At 65.3% G+C, this 24,403-nt stretch carries 20 protein-coding genes; 17 read left to right on the forward strand and 3 right to left on the reverse strand.

Translation table 11 applies throughout. The features are described from left to right. The first annotated feature begins 33 nt into the window (after positions 1 to 33). The 11 genes from gcvT (at position 34) to N0K08_RS15865 (ending at position 13,537) form a co-directional block, all read left to right on the forward strand. The gene (gene gcvT / locus N0K08_RS15815; protein WP_261501351.1) at positions 34 to 1,200 is read left to right on the forward strand and encodes a glycine cleavage system aminomethyltransferase GcvT; all 1,167 of its coding nucleotides are present in this window, start codon (positions 34 to 36) and stop codon (positions 1,198 to 1,200) included. An 85-nt stretch (positions 1,201 to 1,285) separates the two neighbouring features. Then, on the forward strand, positions 1,286 to 1,657 hold the full coding sequence (gcvH, locus tag N0K08_RS15820; RefSeq protein WP_261501352.1) for a glycine cleavage system protein GcvH: 372 nt from the start codon (positions 1,286 to 1,288) through the stop codon (positions 1,655 to 1,657). A 71-nt stretch (positions 1,658 to 1,728) separates the two neighbouring features. After that, on the forward strand, positions 1,729 to 4,629 hold the full coding sequence (gcvP, locus tag N0K08_RS15825; protein WP_261501353.1) for an aminomethyl-transferring glycine dehydrogenase: 2,901 nt from the start codon (positions 1,729 to 1,731) through the stop codon (positions 4,627 to 4,629). Between the two features lie 156 nt (positions 4,630 to 4,785). After that, positions 4,786 to 6,975 carry a PAS domain-containing hybrid sensor histidine kinase/response regulator gene (locus N0K08_RS15830; protein ID WP_261501354.1) on the forward strand — a complete coding sequence of 730 codons (2,190 nt, stop codon included), beginning with the start codon at positions 4,786 to 4,788 and terminating at the stop codon, positions 6,973 to 6,975. A 23-nt stretch (positions 6,976 to 6,998) separates the two neighbouring features. Beyond that, positions 6,999 to 7,637 carry an RluA family pseudouridine synthase gene (locus N0K08_RS15835; RefSeq protein WP_261501543.1) on the forward strand — a complete coding sequence of 213 codons (639 nt, stop codon included), beginning with the start codon at positions 6,999 to 7,001 and terminating at the stop codon, positions 7,635 to 7,637. 197 nt (positions 7,638 to 7,834) lie between these two features. Beyond that, complete coding sequence (locus tag N0K08_RS15840) at positions 7,835 to 8,959, forward strand: branched-chain amino acid ABC transporter substrate-binding protein (protein WP_261501355.1); 1,125 nt, start codon at positions 7,835 to 7,837, stop codon at positions 8,957 to 8,959. Between the two features lie 99 nt (positions 8,960 to 9,058). Continuing rightward, the gene (gene livH / locus N0K08_RS15845; RefSeq protein WP_261501356.1) at positions 9,059 to 9,988 is read left to right on the forward strand and encodes a high-affinity branched-chain amino acid ABC transporter permease LivH; all 930 of its coding nucleotides are present in this window, start codon (positions 9,059 to 9,061) and stop codon (positions 9,986 to 9,988) included. Further along, positions 9,988 to 11,253 carry a high-affinity branched-chain amino acid ABC transporter permease LivM gene (locus N0K08_RS15850; protein WP_261501357.1) on the forward strand — a complete coding sequence of 422 codons (1,266 nt, stop codon included), beginning with the start codon at positions 9,988 to 9,990 and terminating at the stop codon, positions 11,251 to 11,253. Before livH ends, N0K08_RS15850 begins: the two co-directional genes overlap by 1 nt. Beyond that, positions 11,250 to 12,017, forward strand: a complete 768-nt coding sequence (gene livG / locus N0K08_RS15855) for a high-affinity branched-chain amino acid ABC transporter ATP-binding protein LivG (RefSeq protein ID WP_261501358.1) — start codon at positions 11,250 to 11,252, stop codon at positions 12,015 to 12,017. The genes N0K08_RS15850 and livG overlap by 4 nt, the downstream gene beginning before the upstream one ends. After that, complete coding sequence (locus tag N0K08_RS15860; RefSeq protein ID WP_261501359.1) at positions 12,017 to 12,727, forward strand: ABC transporter ATP-binding protein; 711 nt, start codon at positions 12,017 to 12,019, stop codon at positions 12,725 to 12,727. Before livG ends, N0K08_RS15860 begins: the two co-directional genes overlap by 1 nt. Positions 12,728 to 12,781: 54 nt before the next feature. Then, entirely contained in the window at positions 12,782 to 13,537 is a 756-nt protein-coding gene (locus N0K08_RS15865; RefSeq protein ID WP_261501360.1) for an SDR family NAD(P)-dependent oxidoreductase, read from the forward strand. A 651-nt stretch (positions 13,538 to 14,188) separates the two neighbouring features. On the opposite strand, the gene N0K08_RS15870 is transcribed toward N0K08_RS15865, so the two are convergent. Further along, positions 14,189 to 14,527, reverse strand: a complete 339-nt coding sequence (locus tag N0K08_RS15870; RefSeq protein ID WP_261501361.1) for a hypothetical protein — start codon at positions 14,525 to 14,527, stop codon at positions 14,189 to 14,191. Between the two features lie 292 nt (positions 14,528 to 14,819). Here N0K08_RS15870 and N0K08_RS15875 point away from each other — a divergent pair, with 292 nt between their 5' ends. Together N0K08_RS15875 and N0K08_RS15880 are read left to right on the forward strand one after the other, a co-directional pair. After that, positions 14,820 to 15,746, forward strand: coding sequence for a WYL domain-containing transcriptional regulator (locus tag N0K08_RS15875; RefSeq protein ID WP_261501362.1), 927 nt, complete (start codon positions 14,820 to 14,822; stop codon positions 15,744 to 15,746). 874 nt (positions 15,747 to 16,620) lie between these two features. Further along, on the forward strand, positions 16,621 to 17,604 hold the full coding sequence (locus tag N0K08_RS15880) for a Bug family tripartite tricarboxylate transporter substrate binding protein (protein ID WP_261501363.1): 984 nt from the start codon (positions 16,621 to 16,623) through the stop codon (positions 17,602 to 17,604). Between the two features lie 49 nt (positions 17,605 to 17,653). Here the strand turns inward: N0K08_RS15880 and N0K08_RS15885 are convergent, their stop codons facing one another. Beyond that, on the reverse strand, positions 17,654 to 18,583 hold the full coding sequence (locus N0K08_RS15885) for a LysR family transcriptional regulator (protein WP_261501364.1): 930 nt from the start codon (positions 18,581 to 18,583) through the stop codon (positions 17,654 to 17,656). Positions 18,584 to 18,737: 154 nt separating this feature from the next. On the opposite strand from N0K08_RS15885, the gene N0K08_RS15890 reads away from it, so the two are divergent. Beyond that, positions 18,738 to 19,946, forward strand: a complete 1,209-nt coding sequence (locus tag N0K08_RS15890) for an MFS transporter (RefSeq protein WP_261501365.1) — start codon at positions 18,738 to 18,740, stop codon at positions 19,944 to 19,946. Here the strand turns inward: N0K08_RS15890 and N0K08_RS15895 are convergent, their stop codons facing one another. Continuing rightward, positions 19,947 to 20,849 (reverse strand): LysR family transcriptional regulator, encoded by a 903-nt coding sequence (locus N0K08_RS15895; RefSeq protein WP_261501366.1) that lies wholly within the window; start codon positions 20,847 to 20,849, stop codon positions 19,947 to 19,949. A 142-nt stretch (positions 20,850 to 20,991) separates the two neighbouring features. Between N0K08_RS15895 and N0K08_RS15900 the strand changes: the two genes are divergently transcribed. From N0K08_RS15900 to N0K08_RS15910, 3 genes are all read left to right on the forward strand, one after another. Then, a complete protein-coding gene (locus N0K08_RS15900; protein ID WP_261501367.1) occupies positions 20,992 to 21,711 on the forward strand; it encodes a pirin family protein in 720 nt (239 codons plus the stop codon). Between the two features lie 47 nt (positions 21,712 to 21,758). Next, the gene (locus N0K08_RS15905) at positions 21,759 to 22,430 is read left to right on the forward strand and encodes a hydrolase (RefSeq protein WP_261501368.1); all 672 of its coding nucleotides are present in this window, start codon (positions 21,759 to 21,761) and stop codon (positions 22,428 to 22,430) included. A gap of 83 nt (positions 22,431 to 22,513) precedes the next feature. Beyond that, positions 22,514 to 24,403, forward strand: coding sequence for an amidohydrolase (locus N0K08_RS15910; protein ID WP_261501369.1), 1,890 nt, complete (start codon positions 22,514 to 22,516; stop codon positions 24,401 to 24,403).

Raw genomic sequence — 24,403 nt, forward strand, 5'->3', positions numbered from 1 at the left:
CCCGGCGCCGTGCCTGCCTTGGAGAGACCGACCATGACCGCTGTGCCCTGCCCCTCCGCTCCCCATTTCCCCAGCGCCGCGCCGGGCGAGCTGCTGCACACACCGCTGCACTCCCTGCACCTGGAACTGGGCGCGCGCATGGTGGAATTCGCCGGCTACCACATGCCGGTGCAATTCCCGGCCGGCCTGATGGCCGAACACACCCAGACCCGCCAATCCGCGAGCCTGTTCGATGTCTCCCACATGGGCCAGCTGCGCCTGGTCGGCGGCGGCGCCGCTGCGGCGCTCGAATCGCTGATGCCCATGGACCTGCAAGACCTGGCCGTCAACCGCCAGCGCTACGGCCTGCTGCTCAATGACCAGGCCGGCATCCTCGACGACTTGATGCTGGTCAACCGCGGCAACGACTTCCTGCTGGTGGTCAACGGCGCCTGCAAGAAGGCCGACCTGGCCCATCTGCAAGCCCGTATCGCCAACCTCTGCGAGATCGAGCCCCTGGGCGAGCAGGCCTTGCTGGCCCTGCAAGGCCCGCTCGCCGCGAGCGTGCTGCAGCAGTTGGTGCCCGGCGTGCAGCAGCTGCTGTTCATGGACGGCGCGGCCTTTGTCTGGGAAGGCTGCGAGCTGTTCATCACCCGCAGCGGTTATACCGGCGAAGACGGTTTTGAGATTTCCCTGCCCGGCCCGCTGGCCGAAGCCTTTGCCCGGGCCCTGCTGCACCACCCCGAAGTCGCGCCCGCGGGCCTGGGCGCGCGCAACTCGCTGCGCCTCGAAGCCGGCATGTGCCTCTACGGCAACGAGCTCGACGCCAGCACCACCCCGGCCGAAGCCGGCCTGCTGTGGGCCGTGCAGAAAGTGCGCCGCTCAGGCGGTGCGCGCGCCGGCGGCTTTCCCGGCGCCGACCGGCTGCTCGCGCAAATCGACCAGCCCGCGCTGCGCAGCCGCCAGCGCGTGGGCCTGCGGGCGCTGGAACGCATACCGGTGCGCGAGCCTGCGCCCCTGCACGACGACAGCGGCCGCCAGATCGGCCAGGTCACCAGCGGCCTGCTGTCGCCCAGCCTGAACCAGGCCATTGCCCAGGCCTATGTGGAGCCCGCCTTTGCCGCGCCCGGCACCCGCCTGCACGCCCTGGTGCGCGGCAAGCCCGTGCCCATGGAAGTCATTCCCCTGCCTTTTGTGCCCAGTCGCTACCACCGCGGCTGAGCATGTCCGAAATACCCCCGGCGACGGGATACAGTGCGGACTGGCTTTTCTCACCCTGTCTTTTTTGCTTTTTCTTGGAGTCTTCATGAGCGTTCAATTTTCCAAAGACCATGAGTGGATCAACGCCGCCGACCAGGCCGCTGCTGTCGTCGGCATCACCGTGCATGCCCAGGATGCGCTGGGTGACGTGGTGTTCGTCGAGCTGCCCGAAGTCGGCAAGACCTTCGCCCAGGGCGAAGTCGCTGGCGTGGTCGAGTCCGTCAAGGCCGCGGCCGACATCTATATGCCCGTGAACGGCGAAATCGTCGAAGTCAACGAAGCCCTGCGCGACGACCCTTCGCTGGCCAATTCCGATCCACTGGGCGCGGGCTGGTTCTTCAAGATCAAGCTCAGCGATCCGGAGCAGCTGTCCGCCTTGCTGGACGAGGCCACGTACACGGCCTTTACACAAGAGTAATCCCCGCGGGGGAGCCGGGCTCACACCCGGCGGTCTGCTTTCGGTCTTTCGCTGCTTTCACAGGTTCTGCCATGACGATGCCTTCCACTCCCGCGCTACACACCCTAGAGAACCCCGCCGAGTTCATCGCCCGCCACATCGGGCTGAGCCCGGAAGATGAAGCGCTGATGCTGGCGGCGATCGGCGCCGAGTCGCGCCGCGCCCTGATCGAGGAGATCGTGCCGCCAGGCATTGCGCGGCGCCAGCCCATGCGCCTGCCCCCAGCCGTGGGCGAAGCCCAGGCGCTGGCCGAACTCAAGGCCCTGGCCGCTGGCAACCAGGTGCTCAAAAGCTTCATCGGCCAGGGCTATTACGGCACCCACACACCGGGCGTGATCCTGCGCAATGTGCTGGAGAACCCCGCCTGGTACACCGCCTACACGCCTTACCAGGCAGAAATTTCCCAGGGCCGGCTCGAAGCGCTGATCAACTTCCAGACCATGGTCTGCGACCTGACGGCCATGCCCATCGCCAATGCCTCGCTGCTCGACGAGGCCACGGCCGCGGCCGAAGCCATGACCTTGGCGCTGCGCATGACGGAGTCGACCAGCCGGCGCTTTCTGGTGGCCGGCGACACCCACCCGCAAACCGTGGAAGTCATTCAGACCCGCGCCGCGCCGCTGGACATTGAAGTGGTGCTCACGGATTCACCCCAGGCCTGGAGTAAAGCACTGGCCGGCGACTACTTCGCCGCGCTGGCCCAGTACCCGGGCACCGACGGACGCATCCGTGACTTCAGCGCCGACGCCATCCAGGCCCACGCACGCCAGGCCGCGTTCATTGTCGCCACCGACCTGCTGGCCTTGACTCTGCTGACCCCGCCCGGCGAATGGGGCGCCGACATCGTCGTCGGCAGCAGCCAGCGCCTGGGCATGCCCATGGGCGCGGGCGGCCCGCATGCGGCTTTCATGGCCTGCCGCGACAGCTACAAGCGCTCGCTGCCCGGGCGGCTGGTCGGCGTCAGCCTCGACAGCCAGGGCCAGCCGGCCTATCGCCTGGCCTTGCAGACGCGCGAGCAGCACATTCGCCGCGAAAAGGCCACCAGCAACATCTGCACCGCCCAGGTGCTGCCGGCCGTGATCGCCAGCATGTACGCGGTCTACCACGGCCCCCAGGGCCTGGAGCGCATCGCCCAGCGCGTGGCCAGCTACACCGCCATCCTGGCCCAGGGGCTCACAACGCTGGGCCATTCCGTGGCCGACCACGGGGCCTTCGACACCCTGTGCCTGCACACCGGGCGGGCGACGCGGGCCCTGGCCGCGCGCGCCGTCAGTCTGGGCGCGAATCTGCGCCTGCATTCGCCCGAGTCGTTATGCATCGCGCTGGACGAGACCACGACCCGCGCCGACATCGAACTGCTGTGGCGGATCTTTGCCGCGCCCGGCCAGGCCCTGCCCCAGTTCGCAGCCTTTGAAGCCGGCGTGGCGCTGCGCATTCCCGCCGCCCTGCGCCGCCGCAGCCACTTCCTGACCCATCCGGTGTTCCATCGCCACCATGCGGAAACGTCCATGCTGCGCTATATCCGCCGGCTGTCGGACAAGGACCTGGCGCTGGACCGCAGCATGATCCCGCTGGGCTCGTGCACCATGAAGCTCAACGCGACCAGCGAGATGATTCCCATCACCTGGCCGGAGTTCGCCCATATCCACCCGTTCGCGCCCTCCGAGCAGTTGGCCGGCTATCGACAGCTCGATGCCCAGCTACGGGCCTGGCTCAGCGAAGCCACGGGCTATGCGGGCATCAGCCTGCAACCCAATGCCGGCTCGCAAGGCGAATATGCGGGGCTGCTGGCGATCCGCGCCTTCCACGCGGCCCAGGGCCAGGGCCAGCGCGACATCTGCCTGATCCCGTCCAGCGCCCACGGCACCAACCCGGCGAGCGCGCAAATGGTCGGCCTGGAAGTGGTGGTCACGGCCTGCGATGCCCAGGGCAATGTGGACCTCACCGACCTGGCCGCCAAGTGCGTGCAGTACAGCGAACGCCTGTCCTGCGTGATGATCACCTACCCCAGCACCCATGGTGTGTTCGAGCCCCAGGTCGAGGCGCTGTGCGCGCTGGTGCACCAGCACGGCGGGCGCGTCTATGTCGACGGCGCCAACATGAACGCCATGGTGGGCATTGCCGCGCCCGGCGAATTCGGCGGCGATGTCAGCCACTTGAACCTGCACAAGACTTTCTGCATTCCGCATGGCGGCGGCGGCCCGGGCGTGGGCCCGGTCTGCGTGGTCCAGGACCTGGTGCCCTTCCTGCCCGGCCATGCCTCGACCGGTCTGGTCTCGGGCGTGGGCGCGGTGAGCGCCGCCCCACTGGGCAATGCCGCCGTGCTGCCCATCAGCTGGATGTACATGCGCATGATGGGCGCCGAGGGCCTGCGCCGCGCCAGCGAAACCGCCATCCTCAGCGCCAACTACATCAGTTGCCGCCTGCAGGCGCACTACCCCACGCTTTATGCCAGCGCCAGCGCCCCGGGCCTGCCGGCGCGCGTGGGCCACGAATGCATTCTGGACCTGCGCGGCTTCAAGGCCACGAGCGGCGTGATGGCCGAGGATGTGGCCAAGCGGCTGATCGACTACGGCCTGCATGCGCCCACGCTGTCGTTTCCCGTGCCCAACACCTTGATGATAGAGCCCACGGAAAGCGAGCCGCTGGCGGAAATCGAGCGCTTCATCGACGCCATGATCGCCATCCGTGAAGAAATCCGGCAGATCGAGTCCGGCGACGCCGCGCGCGAAGGCAACCTGCTCAAGAACGCCCCGCACACCGCCGAGCAGCTGCTGGCCGCCGCCTGGCCCCATGGCTACAGCCGCGAACAGGCGGCCTTCCCCGTGCCGGTACTGCGCCACGCCAAGTACTGGCCGCCAGTGGCGCGTATCGACAACGTGCATGGCGACCGCAACCTCTTTTGCAGCTGTATCCCTCTGAACGAGTATTGATGCGCCCCTTTCCGGGGCGCGCTGCTTGCATGGGCCATGGATAACTGAGTGGGTTGTCCGCCTTCTACCCTGCCGCGCTTGTGGTGATTGAGGGCCGGGCTTACACTGCGCGGCGTCTGCGAGTTCCTCTACCGTACGGCCACTGCCCCACCATCCATGAGCCGTCCCGACCTGTCCTTTCTTCTGCGCAAAGACGACCCGCTCGACTTGCACACCCTGATGGGTCCCGGCATCGACGAGATGCAGGAACTCCCGTCCCGCCCCTGGTCGCTGGAGCCGGTCGTTCCCGTCGCCGATGACCCGCTGGACACCCTGGTAGCGGAGCTGCGCAACTACCAGCACGAGCTGGAAATCCAGAACAAGGTGCTGGATTACAGCCAGGCCGTGGCCGAAAGCGCCTCCGAGCGCTTCGAAGCCTTGTTCGCCAGCATTCCCCTGCCCCTGCTGGTGCTCGACGAGCACGACATGGTGATCCAGGCCAATGCCATGGCGCACAACGCCTTCCAGCCCACGGAACGCGACCGCCTGCTGGTCTCTTTCATGCCGCTGGTCTGCGAAAGCCATGCCGATCGCGTCTGCAATGCCTTCATCGCCGCACGCGAACGCGGCGGCAGCGAGGTGCATGAAGTGGTGTTCATCGTCAATGACGATGTCCATCTGTGCGGCGACCTGCACATTGCCTGCATCGAGATTCCGCAGAAAAAAGGCCCGCCGATCGCCCAGTTTCTCTGCGCCGTGGTCGACCAAGGCCCTTTGCTGGCCGAGCGACTGGCGCTGCAGGAACGCAACAAGCAGCTGTTCGCCAGCGAGCGCCGACTGGAGTCGGTGATCAATTCCAGCCTCGACGCCATTCTCTGCGTGGACAACGCGCAGCGCATCACGGTGTTCAACCCCACGGCCGCCGCGCTGTTCACCTGCGCCTCCGAGGACGCGCTGGGCAGCCCGCTGGAACGCTTCCTGCCCGATGCGGCGCAGGCGCTGGCGTTTGCCTCGCTGACCACCCAGGCCGTGCTCGGCGAGATGACGGCCTGCACCGCCAGCGGCAAGCAACTGGCGGTGGAAGTGAGCGTGGCTTTCGTGCAGCATGGCGGCGGTGAAACCACGACCACGGTGTTCGCCCGCGACCTCACCAGCCGCAAGAAAGCCGAAGCCCATCGCAGCGAGCTCGAAGCCCAGCTGCGCGAGTCCCACAAGATGCAGGCCGTGGGCACCATGGCCGGCGGCATTGCCCACGATTTCAACAACATCGTCGGCGCCATTCTGGGCAATGTGGAGCTGGCCCGGACCGACTGCCCCGAAAGCTCGCAAGTCCTGGAAAGCCTGCTGGAGATCGAAAAAGCCGGCCGGCGCGCGCGCGACCTGGTGCGCCAGATTCTCACCTTCAGCCGCAACGAGCCGCCCACGCGCTGCGCGGTGCCGGCCGCCGAAGTGATTTTCGACACCGAGCGCCTGCTGCGCGTGACCTTGCCGCCGGCCATCGCCCTGCATTCGCACATCGCGCCCCAGCTGCCGGCGCTGCTGGGGGACGCCACCCAGGTCGAGCAGGCGCTGTTCAACCTCACCACCAATGCCGTCCATGCCATCGGCGACGCGCGCGGCATGATCCAGGTCACCGCCAACCTCGCCCTTCCCGACCAGCGGCTCAGCGATCGCCTGGGGCTCCCGCTGGCCAGCTATGTCGCCTTGAGCGTGCAGGACAACGGGCCGGGCATGGATGCGGCCACCGTGCAGCGCATTTTCGAGCCCTTCTTCACCACCAAGCCCGTGGGCCAGGGCACGGGCCTGGGCCTGGCCGTGGTGCATGGCGTAATGCGCACCCATGGCGGTGCCGTGGACGTGGTCAGCACGCCGGGCGAAGGCAGCCGCTTTACCCTGTATTTCCCCGTGGCCGGAAGCTCGGTGCCGGTGCTGGCCACGCCTGCACCGCGCCGCCCGGCGCTCAACACCGGCCCGGTGGACGGTGCGCCCAGCCGGCATGTGATGTATGTCGACGACGACCAGGCACTGGTGTTTCTGGTACAGCGCCTGCTGCGCCGGCGCGGCTATGAAGTCAGCGGCTTCACCGATCCACGCGAAGCCCTGGTCGCGCTGCAAACCCAACCCCAGCGCTACGACCTGCTGGTCACCGACTACAACATGCCGGGCTTTTCCGGCGTGGACCTGGTGCATGCCGCCATCGCCCTGCGTCCGGAGCTGCCGGTGGCGCTGGCTTCGGGCTATGTCACGGCCGAAATCGAAAAAGCCGCACTGGCCGCGGGCGCGCGCGCACTGATCCACAAGCCCAACGACGTGGAAGAGCTGTGCACCACCGTGGACCAGTTGCTGAACACGCCGGCGCGCAACTAGCCGTGGAGCAGCATCTGGCGCAGATGGACTGCATCGCCGCGGACGAGGACCTGTTGGTGCTGGACAAGCCTTCGGGCCTGCTGTGCGTGCCCGGGCGCGGCGAAGACAAACAGGACTGCCTCAGCGCACGCGCCCAGGCCCGCTGGCCGCAGGCGCTGATCGTGCACCGGCTCGACATGTCGACTTCGGGCCTGGTGCTGATGGCCTGCTCGCTGGCCGTGCAGCGCCAGCTGAGCCTGGCTTTCGAGCAGCGTGCCATCCACAAGCGCTATGTGGCCATCGTCCACGGCCTGCCCGGCCTGGATGCCGACGGCGGCTGGCAGACCATCGACGCGCCGATAGCGGCCGACTGGCCCCGCAGGCCGCTGCGCATCATCGATGCCGCGGGCAAAGCCAGCCAGACGCGCTGGCGCGTGCTGGAGCACAACCCGCCGGGCTGGCCCGGCTGCACCCGGCTGGAACTCGAGCCCATCACCGGCCGCACCCACCAGTTGCGCCTGCACCTCGCGCACATCGGCCATCCCATTCTGGGCGACGCCCTCTACGCCAGCGAAGCCATCCAGGCGCTGGCGCCGCGCCTGCTGCTGCACGCACAGCAATTGGGACTGCAGCATCCGCGCCACGGCGACTGGCGCGAATTCACTTCGCCCGCGCCGTTCTGACGCACGCCCTGGCCCGGACAAACCCGGGGCCGCGGCCGGCCTGCACAGCCAGCCATCTTCCACGCGCAAGCACACCCCCGCACATACCCTATTGCGGCCTTCTGGCGCCGGCATAAGCTGATCTCCTGGGGCCAGAAACCATCTCTCATGGCTTCTGGCATACCGCATCTGCTTAACCAAAGTCCAAGGAGATCGCCATGCACACGCCTTTTCGCCTGCACACCATCGTCGCCGCCGTGGGTCTGGCTGCCGCCAGTCTGTTGCCAGTGGCCCACGCGCAAAACATCCGCATCGCCATGGTCATCCCGACCACCGGTCCGCTGACCCAATACGGAGACATGGTCAAGGAGGGCGCGTCCACCGCGGTGGAAATGGCCAATGCCGCCGGCGGCATCAAAGGCAAGCAGATCGAGCTGGTGGCCGTGGATGATGCCTGCGAACCCAAGCAGGGCCCGGTGGCCGCCAACCGCGTGATCAACGCCAAGATCGGTTACGTGGTCGGCCCCGTCTGCTCGGGTGCATCGATTGCCGCCGCCCCGATCTACAACAACGAAGGCGTGGTCGTCGTCACGCCCTCGGCCACTTCGCCCGCGCTGACCGACGGCAAGAACTACCACTACATCTTCCGCACCATCGGCCGCGACGACCAGCAAGGCCCTTCGGCCGCCAAGTTCATCATCAACAAGGCCAAGCCCAAGAAAGTCGCCGTGGTGCACGACAAGCAGTCGTACGGCCAGGGCATTGCCACCTCGGTGCGCGACGACCTGAAGAAAGCCGGCATCAACGTCGTCCTGTTCGAAGGCATCAATGCCGGCGACAGCGATTATTCGGCCGTGATCACCAAGCTCAAGAGCAATGGCGTGGACTTTGTCTACTACGGCGGCTACCACCCCGAAATGGGCCTGCTGCTGCGCCAGGCCGCCGAGCAAGGCCTCAAGGTGCGCATGATGGGCCCTGAAGGCGTGGGCAACCCCGAAGTCAATGCCATCGCCGGCAATGCCGTCGAAGGCATGCTGGTGACCCTGCCCGCCGACTTCGCGGCCAACCCCAAGAACGCCGCCGTGGTCAAGGCCTTCCAGGACAAGAAGCGCAATCCTTCGGGCGCTTTCCAGCTGACCTCCTTTGCCGCCGTGCAGTCCCTGCTGGAAAGCATCAAGGCCGTGGGCGACAACCCTGCCAAGGTCGCCGACCACCTGCACAAGGCCAGTTTCGACACGGCGCTGGGTACCATCGGCTGGAACAAGCAAGGGGATTTGAAAGCATTTGACTTCCAGGTGTTCGAGTGGCACAAGGACGGTAGCAAGACGCCAGCGGCCAAGTAATTCCGCGGGTTAGATAGCAACCTCTGGATGGTGCTCAGCTTGCCTGGGCACCATCTTGTCGCATCTAGATGCTGATTTCTTGTGGAAGGTGGATGCACCATGGACGACTTTTTACCCCAGCTCATGCAACAGCTGTTCAACGGGCTGTCGCTGGGCGCGATCTACGCCTTGATCGCCATTGGCTACACCATGGTCTACGGCATCATCGGCATGATCAACTTTGCCCATGGCGATATCTACATGATCGGTGCCTACATCGGTCTGGTCACCCTGTCGGCCGTGGGCACCCAGGGCGGCGTGCCGATCTGGCTGGTCATCGCCCTGATGCTGACCGTGGCAGTAATCATCACCGGCATCTACGGCTTCGTGGTCGAGCAGGTGGCCTATAAACCGGTGCGCAACAGCCCGCGACTGGTGGCACTGATCTCGGCCATCGGCATGTCCATCTTTCTGCAGAACTGGGTCGCGCTGGGCCAGGGTGCGCGCGACATGGCCGTGCCTTCGCTGCTGCCCGGCGCGCTGCAGTTCGGCGGTGCCAACGGCAGCTTTGAAGTCTTCATTCCCTATACGCGCATCATGATCATCGTGGTCGCCGTGGTGCTGATGGTGCTGCTCACGCTCTACATCCGCCACTCGCGCATGGGCCGCGCTTCGCGTGCCTGCGCGCAGGACATGCACATGGCCAACCTGCTGGGCATAGACACCAACCGCGTGATCTCGTTCACCTTCATCCTCGGCGCGGTGCTGGCCGCCGTGGGCGGCGTGCTGATCGCGCTGGCCGTGGGCAAGCTCAACCCCTTCATCGGCTTTCTGGCCGGCATCAAGGCCTTCACCGCGGCCGTGCTCGGCGGCATAGGCAGCATTCCCGGGGCCATGCTCGGCGGCGTGCTGCTGGGCGTGGCCGAAACGCTGGCCGCGGCCTACATCTCCTCGGAATACAAGGACATCGTGGCCTTCACGCTGCTGGTGCTAATCCTGCTGGTACGCCCCACCGGTCTGCTGGGCAAACCTGAAGTGGAGAAAGTCTGATGGCAGCCCAATCCACCACACGCCCTTCCCTGCGCAGCAACCTGCAAGGCGCACTGATCTCCACCGTGCTCACCGCGCTGGTGGTGATTCCCATCTTCGGCCTGCACCTGGAGCGCGCGGGCGGCCACACGGTCGTCGTGCCGCGCTGGGACACCGTGGCCTGGGCCTGCGCCCTGGTGTTTGCCGTGCAACTGCTGCGCCCCTGGCTGGCGATGCTGCTGCCTAGCCTGACCCACCTGCCCCGCCCCCAGTTGCCGGCCGTCACCAGCCGCCAGCGCCAGGGCCTGCTGCTGGCCGTGGCGCTGATGGCCGTGTCCTGGCCGTTCTTTGCCGGCCGCAACGCCGTGGACATCGCCACCCTGGCCATGATCTACGTGATGCTGGGCCTGGGCCTGAACATCGTCGTCGGCTTTGCCGGACTGCTGGACCTGGGCTTCGTGGGCTTTTACGCCGTCGGCGCCTACACCTATGCGCTGCTGTTCCACTGGCTGGGCTGGAGCTTCTGGGAAGCCCTGCCACTGGCCGGCGCCGTGGCCGCGACGTTTGGCTTCGTGCTGGGCTTTCCCGTGCTGAGGCTGCGCGGCGACTACCTGGCCATCGTGACACTGGGCTTCGGGGAAATCATTCGCCTGCTGCTGACCAACCTCAACAGCTTCACCGGCGGGCCCGACGGCATTTCCGGCATTCCCAAGCCCACGGTCTTCGGCCTGGAGCTCACCCGCAGTCCGACGACCGAAGGCGGTACCACCTTCCACCAGTTCTTCGGCCTGGAATTCCAGTCGATACACATGGTGATCGCCCTGTACCTGATGGCACTGATGCTGGCCGCGATCACGCTGTGGATTTCCAGCCGCCTGATCCGCATGCCCATAGGTCGGGCCTGGGAAGCGCTGCGCGAAGACGAAATCGCCAGCCGCTCGCTGGGCATGAACCCGATGAAGATCAAGCTCTCGGCCTTCACGCTGGGAGCCATGTTCGCCGGCCTGGGCGGTGCTTTTTTTGCCGCCCGCCAAGGTATCGTCAACCCCGAGTCCTTCACGTTCATCGAATCGGCGCTGATTCTGTCCATCGTCGTGCTCGGCGGCATGGGCTCGCAGCTGGGCGTGATCATCGCCGCCATCCTGATCACCGTGCTGCCTGAGTTGGCGCGCGAGTTCTCCGAGTACCGCATGCTGATGTTCGGCCTGGTGATGATTCTGATGATGGTCTGGCGTCCCCAAGGCCTGCTGCCCATGAAGCGCCACCAGGTGGAGGTGCCGACATGAGCGAAGCCTTGCTGGAAGTCAATGCGCTGAGCATGCGCTTTGGCGGGCTGCTGGCCGTGGACCAGGTGGCGTTCTCGCTGCAGCCCAAGGAGATATTTGCCATCATCGGCCCCAATGGCGCGGGCAAGACCACGGTCTTCAACTGCATCAGCGGCTTCTACCAGCCCAGCGGCGGCGGCATCACGCTGGCCGGGAGCAGCATCGCTGGCCTGGGCAGCCACAACGTGGCCCGGCGCGGCGTGGTGCGCACTTTCCAGAACGTGCGCCTGTTCAAGTCCATGACGGCGCTGGAAAACCTGCTGGTCGCCCAGCACCGCCAGGCCCGCACTTCGTTCCTGGCCGGCCTGTTCAACACCGCCGGCTACCGCCGCGCCGAACAACAGGCCCTGGACAACGCCTTGCACTGGCTGGATTACATGGGCCTGCGCGCCTACGCCAACCGACCGGCCGGCAACCTGGCCTACGGCCACCAGCGCCGGCTGGAAATCGCGCGCTGCATGATCACCAAACCCCAGGTGCTGATGCTCGACGAGCCGGCCGCCGGTCTCAACCCCCAGGAGAAAAAAGACCTGCAGCATCTGATCGACCAACTGCGCCAGCAGCATGGCGTGGCCGTGCTGCTGATCGAGCACGACATGGGCCTGGTAATGGGCGTGTCGGAGCGAATTCTGGTGATGGAATACGGCAAGCCGATTGCCATGGGCACGCCCGAAGCCATACGCCACGACGAACGGGTCATCAAAGCCTACCTGGGAGAAGCCTGATGGCTGCGATGCTGCAATTCGAACATGTCTCCACCCACTACGGAGCCATCTGCGCGGTCAACGACGTAAGCCTGGAAGTACACCCTGGCGAAATCGTGACCTTGATCGGCTGCAATGGCGCGGGCAAGACTTCGCTGCTGATGACGCTGTGCGGCACGCCGCGCGCCACCAGCGGCCGGGTGCTCTTCGAAGGCGAAGACATCACGCGCCTGCCCACGCACCTGATCATGCGCAAGGGCATCGCCATCTCGCCCGAAGGGCGCCGGGTCTTCCCCCACCTCACCGTGACCGAAAACCTGATGATGGGCGGCTTCTTTCTCAGCAAGGAAGGCATACGCGACGGCATGGAGCATGTCTTCGGCCTGTTTCCGCGGCTGCGCGAACGCGCCCAGCAGCGCAGCGCCACCATGTCCGGCGGCGAGCAGCAGATGCTGGCCATAGGCCGCGCGCTGATGTCCAAGCCCCGGCTGCTGCTGATGGACGAGCCCACGCTGGGCCTGGCGCCGCTGATCATCGCCCAGATCTTCGAGATCATCCAGACCATTCGCGCGGCCGGCGTGACGGTATTCCTGGTCGAGCAGAACGCCAACCGCGCGCTGCAGATCGCCGACCGCGGCTACGTGCTGGAAACCGGCCGCGTGGTACTGCAGGACACCGGCGCCAACCTGCTGCGCAACGACGCGGTGCGCGCCGCCTATCTGGGCGCGTAGGACAGGCCCGCCAGTCAAGCCCACGCCCGCTCCAGCGCCGTTACCATCATGGGCATGACATCCCATCTGATTATTCTGACCGGCGGCTCGCGCGGCATGGGCCTGGCCATGGCCCAGCAATTGCTCGACCCTCACCACACCCTGATTTGCCTGGCGCGCAACCGCAGCGAGGCACTGGCCCAGGCCGCGACGGCGGCTGGCGCCGAGTTGCAGCAATGGCAGGTCGACCTCGGCGCGCCCGCCGCGGTCGCGGCGCAACTCGGCGACTGGCTCAAAAGCCAGCCGTCGGGCCGCTATGCCCAGGCCACGCTGATCAACAACGCCGGCGTCATGCCGCCGATCGCGCCGCTGTCCTCGCTCACGCCCGAAGAGCTGACGCCGGCCCTGCGCGTCGGGCTCGAAGCACCCATGCTGCTCACCGCCGCCTTCCTGGGCGCGACCGAGCACTGGCCTGCGCAGCGCAAAGTACTCAACATCTCGTCGGGCATGGGCCGGCGCCCCATGGCGTCGCAAGCCGGCTATTGCGCGGCCAAGGCCGGCATGGACCACTTCACGCGCTGCGTGGCGCTGGAAGAAGGCCTCAAGCCCCATGGCGCCAAGCTGTGCTCGCTGGCGCCAGGCGTGATCGACACCGACATGCAAGTCCAGCTGCGCAACGCCGACCCGGCCGCGTTTCCCGACCTGCAGCGTTTTGCCGCCCTCAAGGCCAACGACAACCTGACTTCCCCCGAGGAAGCCGCGGCCCTGGTGCTGGCCTGGCTGCAACGCCCGGACTTCGGCCACGAGCCAGTGGCGGATGTGAGAAATTGAGGCCCCCCCTGAGCCGCTGACGCAGCATGGACCGCCCCGGCTAGGGACAAAACCGTCACGACAAGATGGCGCTTAAGCCCCCTTGAAGGTGGTGGCTACGTTTGCTTTCGGTACCTTCTAGCGCCCCCTGATGTCGCCTGTAAGTCGTCTGCTGACAGGGCCCCGTTGCTGGCCGGGCTGCATTGAGGTCGGCGGCACCGTAGGAGCCACGGCTAGCACCACCTAGATGCGCGAACACAGACAGCCTTTTTCATCCAACTGCATCGATCAAAAAAAGACCTGCTTCCTCAAAGAAGAAGCAGGTCACTGCTAGCCACTTTTTTTCTTAAACCGGCACTAGCATCGGGAAGGCCTTAAAGCCGTAACTGCGTGCCCAAATACGCCGCCCGTTCCGCAAAGTTCGATAGGGTCGAAACACTATCTTCATGTTTGTAGGAATCGGGAAATCGAAAGTCATCTGCTTACCCATTCTTCGGTACCTCCTTTCCCAGACGAAATTTGCCCCTGGAAAAGTGAACTGAGATAAACTCGCGGTCGCCAAACACGCATTGAGACCTCAGTGCAACTTCCTTGACACCCGTCGTCTGACAAGTGTCCATAGGATGACAATGGGCCATACGCTTACGCTTATGGCCCATTGTTGTTTCTGCCTTAAACATAGCGATCCATAAAGCGATCAAGCTTCTTGCCTGCATGCAGCATCCAAATGCCCAGTGCAACTGAAGCCATCAGTAAGGCAAAGCTAACTGGGTGTTCAGGAACCCACCATGTCGGCATGCCAGGGACTAGCTGCTCAATTGCCACCTGTGGATCTTTTGAGCCCCGAGCTGCAGGCGAAACAATTGATACGGCAAGAATTCCCGCTTGGGCATACAAGCCAGCTGCGAGCCACAGGAGCGCAATGTTCCTGGTGCAAGCTCCCAGCAAAACGAGCCGCTTAGGCTTGCTCTCAAAGTAGTTCTGAAGAGCCTCGAGCAAGTCATCGATCATCACTTGCGCTCCTTGCGAACGCCTTTAAACGGCTCCATGCTGGACGTTTTCACGTCCATAAAGCGCCCCGACGCGCTATCGCGTTTGACGTAATTACCAGCCGGAGTCTGGGTTTGACTTCGCTCACGCACAGCACCAACGCGGTGCCCATCGCCGACAGGTGGATTCTTTGCCATAGAAACTCCTTAAAAGCACGACCAATGCAGTCGTATAGATTAATGTATGTGGTCAAAACGATCATGTCAACAGGTCGTTTTTTCACTACATTCCTCCAAATGCTATGATTACAAACATGCCCAGCACACAGAACTTAGAGTACGAACAAGGTGCCGCACTCACGCACAAACAACGTGAACGTTTAGCGTTTATTGACTTCCAGCTTTACTTCCTGGGAGAGCTGCGTCGCAGTGATTTGATGGAGCGTTTTGGGATTTCACCAGTTGTTGCTACGCGTACGATTGCGCAGTACCTCAGCTTGGCACCAGGCAACTGCAAACTAGACAAGCAAAAGATCTACCGCCCAACACCTGAGTTCAAGCCATGGCATACGCATTCGGCGCGCCAAGCCCTAGCGACTCTTGCTCAGGGACTCACGCTCAGCCTTGGACATGATCAAGGCCCCCTACTGTCGTGCGAGCTTCCATCTGAACTGTCAATGCCTAAGGTCGAAATCTTGGCCCTCGTAGCCCGAGCAATTCATCAAGGCAAGGTCATCAAGATCAGATATGTCTCCTTTAGCAGCGGAGAGACAGAGCGGGAAATTATTCCATTTGCCCTTGTCAGCAATCGAGTTCGCTGGCACGTACGGGCTTTTGACCGCAAGAACGAGAAGTTCCTAGACTTTGTTCTGCGTAGAATTCTTTCAGCGAGCATCTTGGAAGATGACGAAATCGCGAAGCATGAGAGCGCTGTTGCTGACAGCGAGTGGAATCGGATCATCAATTTAGAGCTGATTCCACATCCAAGTCTCAAACGACCTGAAGTGGTACTGCTTGACTACGACATGCCAGACGGCGTACTGAGAGTCGATGTTCGAGCTGCGAATGTGGGATATCTGATGAAGCTTTGGGCGATAGATTGCTCACCCGACCATTCCGCATCCAAAGAAAACAAAGAAGAATTCCATCTCTGGCTGCGAGACCCACTTTCCATTTATGGAGCACCAAGCGTAACCCTTGCACCAGGTTATATTTCACCGACATTGGCCAAAGCCAGTTGAGGCACCCAAGATATGGTGCCCCTAGCTAAGTAGCATGCGAGATATCCAGATAGCCCTCAGAAGCCCTAGATACGTGAATTAACCAGTTTTTTACAGTTCGATCAGAGCCTGACGCCCAGGCAAGCCCAAACGTCTCCAAGCCGGCTCGGCCCAGGTGACCGCGACAGACGATCTCCTCAATTTTTCCCAAAAAACCACGCAGTGGCCTTTGTGAAGGTTGGAACCTGCTGAATCTGAGCCGCCGCTCAACACGCTGGAGGCCCTAAACCCCTCCAGGCAGCCGAGCACCGCACCTGCTCCCGGCCAGGCAGTAGGCGTGAGAACCGCTGACCGCACCCTGGTTCTGGGCCAACAGCGGCAAAGCCAATCGTCACCGGCAGCACCTGCTTGATCTGGTCAGTCCAACAACAACGTGGAGCTGGCAACCCTGGCCGTCCTGCTTGAAGGCAAGCCCGGTCGCTGGCCAAAGCACTACAGCCTGAGCCGGCCCACTGCGGTGCAGCACACGGACGGCTCAGGTCGACAGGCCTATCCAGCCTCTTTCGCCTGCCGGGGTAACAAAATGCAGTAAGCTGTCACCCCCAGCCCGCACCCCTGGGCCACGGCAGCGCAGCCCTATCGGCCACGCTGTCCGGCGATCGCGCAGTCGGCAACCCCGCTGCGCACGGCGCGGGCTGTGAGACGGTCAAGGCTTTGCGCTTGGCCGTGCCTCTACGACCTAGAGACAAACACCCATTGATGGCGGAAACACCCTCCCCGATCATCGAAACTGCCCACTTTGTTCCAGTCAACGGCCCCGGCGCCAGTTGCTATCCGCAGCTGTGCGTGTCCGAGGTGGCCGTTCTTTTCGATCCGTCACGGAGTTTGTTGTCCCATGTTTCGTCCATTGATTTCCGCCTCCATCGTGGCCTGCGCCTTCGCGGCCAGCTTCACGGCCGCCGCCCAGCCTCCAGCCGCCGACTACCCGACCAAAGCCGTGCGCATGGTCATCCCCTTCCCACCCGGTGGCGGCACCGACATCCTGGCGCGCGTGGTGGCCAACAAGCTGACCGAAGTCAGCAAGTGGACCGTGGTACCCGAGAACAAGGCCGGCGCCGGCGGCACCATCGGCATCTCCGATGCGGCCAAATCGGCGCCCACGGGCTATGACATGGTCATGGGCCAGAAGGACAACCTGGTCCTGGGCCCTTACCTGTACAAGAACCTGCCCTGGGATCCCATCAAGGACCTGACGCCCGTCGCCCATGTGGCCTACACGCCCATCGTGATCGCCACCAGCGTGAACTCGCCCTACAAGACCATGGCCGACGTGATCGCTGCCGCCAAGGCCAACCCCGGCAAGGTCACCTATGGCTCGCCGGGCAACGGCACCAGCATCCATATCGCCGGCGTGCTGCTGGAAAAGGCCTCGGCCATCCAGCTGACCCACGTGCCCTACAAGGGCTCCAACCCCGCGCTGATGGATGCGCTGGCAGGCAATGTGGACCTGCTGGTGTCGTCCGTGCCTTCGGCCATCGGCCAGATCAAGGCCGGCAAGCTGCGCGCCCTGGCCGTGACTTCGGCCAAGCGCTCGACCTCGCTGCCCGACGTGCCCACTATGGCCGAAAGCGGCATCAAGGGCTTTGACGTCAGCACCTGGTACGGCCTGTTCATGCCCGCCGGCACGCCCCCAGCCATCGTGAACAAGGTCAACGCCGAAGTGAACCGCCTGCTGGCCATGCCCGAAGTCAAGGACGCCATCCAGGCCCAGGGCGCTGAACCCCAGGCCATGAGCGTGGCCAACTTCGACAAGATGTTCAAGGCCGACTTCAAGGCCTCCAAGCAGCTGGTCGAAGAATCGGGCGCCAAGATCCAGTAAGGCGCAGCCGGGCAGGCCCGGCATGCACCCGCGCGAAAGCGCCCGCCTTTCAGGGGCCGGGCGCTTTTTTCATGCCCGGCGCCAGGCACTGCTCAAGAAAGGCGAGAAACGCCTGCACCTTGCGCGAATGCCGGCGATTGGGCAGATAGGCCGCATGCACGCTCACGCGGTGCTCGCGTGGATTGATCTCGTAATCCGCGAACAGCCGCTGCAGCCGCCCCGCCTGCACGTCGTCCTCGACCAGCCAGTGCGACAGCAGCGCGATGCCGCAGCCGCCCAGCGCAGCTTCGCGCAGGATGTCGCCACTGTTGGCCGCAAGGCGTCCGTTGACTTCCACGCCCAGTTCTTCACCAGCGTGCAGAAAAGACCAGCGCTGCGGTCCGGCCTGGTACTGGTAGGCATAGCGCAGGCACTCGTGCAGACCCAGGTCGGCGGGCTGGGCCGGCGTGCCGTGGCAGCGCAGGTACTGCGGGCTCGCGACCACATAGCGGCGGTGCTCGGCCAGCGCGCGCACGATCAGCTGGGGCTGGTTGTCCGGCACGCCAATGCGCACCGCGACGTCGATGCGCTCCGCGGCCAGATCGACATAGGCATCGGACAGCACCATGTCCAGCGACACGCGCGGGTGGGCGCGCAGGAAGTCGGCGATATGCGGCCCCAGGCACAGTCGCCCGAAAGTCACTGGCACCGACACGCGCAGCGGGCCCACGGCCTCGGCGCCGCCATCCGAGACGCTGCCATCGGCTTCGTCCAGATCCGACAGCAGCCGCGCAACCTGCTCGAGGTAGGCCGCGCCCGCATCGGTGAGCGTCACCCGGCGCGTCGAGCGCGTGAGCAGCGCCACGCCCAGCGAGGCTTCGAGGCCATCGATCAGGCGCGTCACCGACGAGGTCGCGACACCGCGGCGCTGGGCGGCCTTGGAAAATCCCCCGGTTTGCGCGACGTCCATGAAAGCGCGCAGGGCGTGCAGCTTGTCCATGTTCAATATTTGCGCTATCCGCAACCGCAGATTGCGAATTCAGCATATTCATTTAATCGGACGCAAAGATTAATCTCGGTACCTCGCCAGCGCAAGCATTTTCAGCATGCAGACTTTGCCTTCGGCCCCCACCACCGATTTCCAGGAACCCACCATGTCCTCCCCACCCGTCTCCCTCCCGGAAACAGCGCCTTCAGCCGCGACCGGACTGCCCCTGTCGCTGACCCTGCTGCTCGCCAGCGGCGCGGGCCTCGCGGTCGCCGCGCTCTACTACAGCCAGCCCATGCTGGGCGTGCTGGGCACGGACATCGGCGCCTCCACGCAATCGGTGGGCCTGCTGCCCACACTGACCCAGTTCGGCTATGCGCTGGGCATTCTGTTCCTGGCGCCGCTGGGCGACCGGCATGACCGGCGGCGCATCATTCTGGGCAAGGCCGGCGTGCTGTGCGCGGCGCTGCTGCTCGCCGCCATTGCGCCCTCGCTGATCACACTGCTGGCCGCGAGCCTCGTCATAGGCCTGTCGGCCACGCTGGCGCAGGACATCGTTCCCGCCGCCGCGACGCTGGCCCCCGCGGCGCAGCGCGGCAAGGTCGTGGGCACGGTGATGACCGGCCTGCTGCTGGGCATTCTGCTGTCGCGCGTGGTCAGCGGCTTCGTGGCCGAGCAATGGGGCTGGCGCGCGATGTTTGCTGGCGCCGCCGTGAGCATCGCCCTGCTGGGACTGGCCGCCTGGCGGCGTCTGCCGCGCTTCGCCGTGACCACGCAGCTGCCGTATTTCGCGCTGCTGGCTTCGCTGGGCGCGCTGTGGCGCCAGCATGCCGAGCTGCGGCGCGCGACCTGGGCGCAGGCGCTGCTGGCCGTGGGCTTCAGCGGGTTCTGGTCCACGCTGGCCGTGATGCTGCACGGCGCCCCTTTCCACCTGGGTGCGGCAGCCGCGGGCGCCTTCGGCCTCGCGGGCGCGGCCGGCGCCCTGGCCGCGCCGCTCGCCGGACGCATTGCCGACAAGCATGGGCCCGGCATCGTGACGCGCCTGGGTGCGGGTCTGGTGACGCTGTCGTTCGCCACCATGGCGCTCGCGGCCTTCATTCCGCCCGGCGCGCAGCTGTGGCTGCTTGTCGCCACCGCCATAGGCTTCGACCTGGGCATTCAGGCCGCGCTGATCGCCCACCAGAGCATCATCTACAGCCTGGACGCCGCCGCGCGCAGCCGGCTCAATGCCGTGCTGTTCACCGGCATGTTCATCGGCATGGCCACGGGCTCGGCAGCGGCCGCGATGCTGTTCGCGCAGTTCGGCTGGATGGGCGTGACCGCGCTGGCCACGGCCACGGCGCTCGCGGCCTTCATCCTACGCATGCGCCGCTGATCAGAAGGGCAGAATCCCCGGCAACAGCGGCCTGTCGAGCCGCTGCACCCACCACTTGAGCGCCTCGCCCATGCGCTCGGTGCTCCAGGCCAGCCAGAACGTCTCGGGCGGGCGCGGTTCCTCGACCTGCAGCTCCACCAGCACGCCCTGCTCCAGGTCGGCGCGCACACAGGCCCGCGGCAGAAAACCATGGCCCAGCCCCGCGGCCTGGGCCGCGATCTTGGCCTGCATGCTCGGCACGGTGATGCGCCGCTGGCCCAGCAGCAAGCCCACCGTGCGGTCCGCGGACGAGCGCGCCCCATCCCCCACGACGATGGCCGTGTGTTCCAGCAAGTCGTTGCGCGTGAGCAGGCGCTGCAGGCCGACCAGCGGGTGCGTGGCCGTCACGCAGAAGGCGAAATCCAGGCTGCCCACGGCCACGGCCTTGTAGCCGCCACCGGGCGGGCCTTCGCCCGCGGCAATGATCAGGTCGGCCCGTCCCTCGCGCAGCATCTCCCAGGTGCCGGTCAGCGCTTCGCTGCCTATGCGCAGGCGCGTGCCGCAGTTCAAGTCCTCGAACGCGCAGATGTCGGGATTGAACGCGCTGGTGGGAATCAGCGAGTCGTGCACCAGCCGCAGCTCCGCCTCGAAACCCGTGGAAATCTGCCGCATGCGCGATTCGAGCTGGCGCGCCGCCGCCAGCAGCCAGCGCCCTTCCTTGAGCATTTCCTGGCCCGCGGGCGTCAGCGTGACGCGCGGGCCGTTGCGCACGAACAGCGCCAGCCCCAGCTGGGTTTCGAGCTTGGAGACCGCATAGGAAATCGTCGACGGCACCTTGCACAGCCGCTCCGCAGCGGCGGCAAACGAGCCGTGACGCGCAATCGCGTCGACGATTTCTATGGCTTCAAGAGATAGTTTCAGCATGTTCGAAATTATCGATGATGAACAGCCAAAACCTTCAATCTGCACAGCATGCAAAAGCGAGAAACTTCATTCATGGCAGCAAGAAACGCAGCAATAACGCCGCAGACCTTGCATGAATTTCATCGAACGAAAAGGACACATCATGATCGATATCCGCAAAGCTGACCACCGGGGCCGCGCCAATCACGGCTGGCTGCAATCGCGCCACACCTTCTCGTTCGGCAGCTACCGCGATGCGCGCCAGCAAGGCTTCTCCGACCTGCTGGTGATCAACGACGACCGCGTCGCCCCGGCCCAGGGCTTCGGCACCCACGGCCACCGCGACATGGAAATCTTCTCCTACGTGCTCGAAGGCGCGCTGGAACACAAGGATTCGATGGGCACGGGCTCGGTGATCGTACCTGGCGACGTGCAGATGATGAGCGCTGGCAGCGGCGTGCAGCACAGCGAGTTCAACCACTCGGCCGAGCAGCCCGTGCACTTCCTGCAGATCTGGATCGTGCCCAACGAACGCGACGCCGAGCCCCGCTACCAGCAGGTGCACTTCGAGCAAGTCGAAAAGCGCGGCCGCCTGCGCCTGATCATCGCGCCACAAGGTGAGCAAGGTGCGCTGGCCGTGCGCCAGGACGCTCGCGTCTACGCCGGCCTGTTCAACGGCGACGAAGCCGCAACGCTCGATGTTGCCGCCAACCGCCACGTCTATGTGCATGTGGCCCGCGGCAGCCTCGAAGTCAACGGCGAGCGCCTGGAAGAAGGTGACGGTGCCCGCATCCGCGACGCCGGTTCGCTGCGCTTCGACAAGGGTGAGAACGCGGAAGTGCTGGTCTTTGACCTGCGCCCCAACGAGCTGCCCGGCATGTAAGCCCCCCCCCTCTTTCAACGATTCAATCAATTTCTGGAGATTTCAAGATGACCAACACCACCGTCGCCCAACCCGTCGCCTTCGCCAAGCCCGGCGCCTCGCTGCTCAACGCCGACGACCACACGCTGGTGATGATCGACTTCCAGTCGCAGATGGCCTTCGCCACCCATTCGATAGACGCCGTGACGCTGCGCAACAACGCGGCCCTGGTGTCCCACGCCGCCGCCGGCTTCGGTGTTTCGACCATCCTGACCACGGTGGCCGAGAAAAGCTTCAGCGGTCCGATGTTCGAGGAAGTCACCGCGCCCTTCCCCGGCCAGGCCCTGCTGGACCGCACTTCGATGAACACCTGGGAAGACGAGGCCGTGATCCGCCGCGTCAACGAAATCGCCAAGCCGCGCATCGTGCTCGCCGGTCTGTGGACCAGCGTCTGCATCGTCGGCCCCGCGCTGTCGGCGCTGGACCAGGGCTTCGAGGTCTATGTGATTGCCGACGCCTGCGGCGATGTCTCCACCGAAGCCCATGACCGCGCCATGGACCGCATGGTCCAGGCCGGCGCCCGCCCCCTCACATCGCTGCAGTACCTGCTGGAGCTGCAACGCGACTGGGCCCGCACCGATTCCTACGACTTGACCACCGGCATCGCCAAGCGGTTCGGCGGCGCCTACGGCATAGGCATCAACTACGCCAAGAGCATGTTCAACGCCCACGAAGGTTGATGGGTTGAGCCCCGGGCATTAGGCTCGGGGCGTCCAGCAAAAACAAAGCGGGCCAGCGCGCCCTGCCAACTCCAGGGACCACCATGCCAACGCCCTCCTCGCCAGACCTCATCCTGTTCAACGGCCGCTTCACCACGCTGGACCGCGCCAACCCCACGGCCAGCGCCGTTGCCATCACCGACGGCCGCTTCGTCCACGTGGGCAGCAACGCCGAAGTGCTGGCGCTCGCGGGGGCCGGCACGCGCCGCATCGACCTGCAGGGCCGCAGCGCGCTGCCCGGCCTGATCGACAACCATTTGCACATCATTCGCGGCGGGCTGAACTTCAACATGGAGCTGCGCTGGGACGGCGTGCGCAGCCTGGCCGACGCCATGGCCATGCTGCGCGCCCAGGTCGACATCACGCCCGCGCCGCAGTGGGTGCGCGTGGTCGGCGGCTTCACCGAGCACCAGTTCGTCGAGAAGCGCCTGCCCACGCTCGCGGAACTCAATGCCGCCGCGCCCGACACCCCCGTCTTCATCCTGCACCTCTACGACCGCGCCCTGCTCAACGGCGCCGCGCTGCGCGCCGTGGGCTATACCCGCGACACGCCCGCGCCCCATGGCGGCGAAATCCTGCGCGACAGCGCGGGCAACCCCACGGGACTGCTGCTGGCCAAGCCCAATGCCGCCATCCTCTACGCGACGCTGGCCCTGGGGCCCAAGCTGCCGCGCGAATACCAGGTCAACTCCACGCGCCACTTCATGCGCGAACTCAACCGCCTGGGCGTGACCGGCGCGATCGACGCGGGCGGCGGCATGCAGAACTACCCCGACGACTACGCGGTGATCGAGGAACTGGCCGCGGCCGACCAGCTCACCATCCGCCTGGCCTACAACCTGTTCACGCAAAAGCCCCAGCAGGAGAAAGAAGACTTCCTGAACTGGACCGCGACTTCGCAATACAAGCAAGGCACGGACTACTTCCGCCACAACGGCGCGGGCGAAATGCTGGTGTTCTCGGCCGCCGACTTCGAAGACTTCCGCCAGCCGCGCCCCGAACTCGCCGCCGGCATGGAAGATGACCTCGAGGGCGTGGTGCGCATCCTGGCGCAGAACCGCTGGCCCTGGCGCATGCACGCCACCTATGACGAAACCATCAGCCGCGCGCTCGACGTGTTCGAGAAAGTCAACCAGGACACTCCGCTCGCCGGCCTGAACTGGTTCTTCGACCACGCCGAAACGATTTCCGACCGCTCCATCGAACGCGTCGCGGCGCTGGGCGGCGGCGTCGCCGTGCAGCACCGCATGGCCTACCAGGGCGAGTATTTCGTCGAGCAATACGGCGCGCGCGCGGCCGAAGCCACGCCGCCCGTCAAGCGCATGCTGGAGATGGGCGTCAAGACCTCGGCCGGCACCGATGCCACGCGGGTCGCAAGCTACAACCCCTGGGTCTCGCTGTCATGGCTGGTCACGGGCCGCACCGTGGGCGGCCTGCAGCTCACGCCGCAGCGCAACTGCCTGGACCGCGAACAGGCGCTGCGCATGTGGACCGAGAACGTCACCTGGTTCTCCAACGAGGAAGGCAAGAAGGGCCGCATCGAAGTGGGCCAGCTCGCCGACCTGGTCGTGCCCGACCGCGACTTCTTCGCCTGCCCCGAATCCGACATCGCCGACACCTCGGCGCTGTTGACCCTGGTCGGCGGCAAGGTGGTCTACGGCGCGGGCGACTTCGCGCAGTTCGACGACGCCCCCCTGCCTCCGGCCATGCCCGACTGGTCGCCCGTGCGCCGTTTCGGCGGCTACGGCGCCTGGGGCGCGAAGGACAGCGGCCCGCTCAAGAACCTGGCGCAACAAGCCGCAGCGGCCTGCGCCTGCGCGAGCGCCTGCAACCTGCACGGCCATGCGCACGGCGGCGCCTGGAACACGCAACTGCCCACGTCCGACGCCAAGGGTTTCTGGGGTGCGCTGGGCTGCGCCTGCTGGGCGGTGTGA

Origin of the sequence: Acidovorax bellezanensis (assembly GCF_025421555.1) — a bacterium.
Taxonomy (GTDB): domain Bacteria; phylum Pseudomonadota; class Gammaproteobacteria; order Burkholderiales; family Burkholderiaceae_C; genus Comamonas; species Comamonas bellezanensis.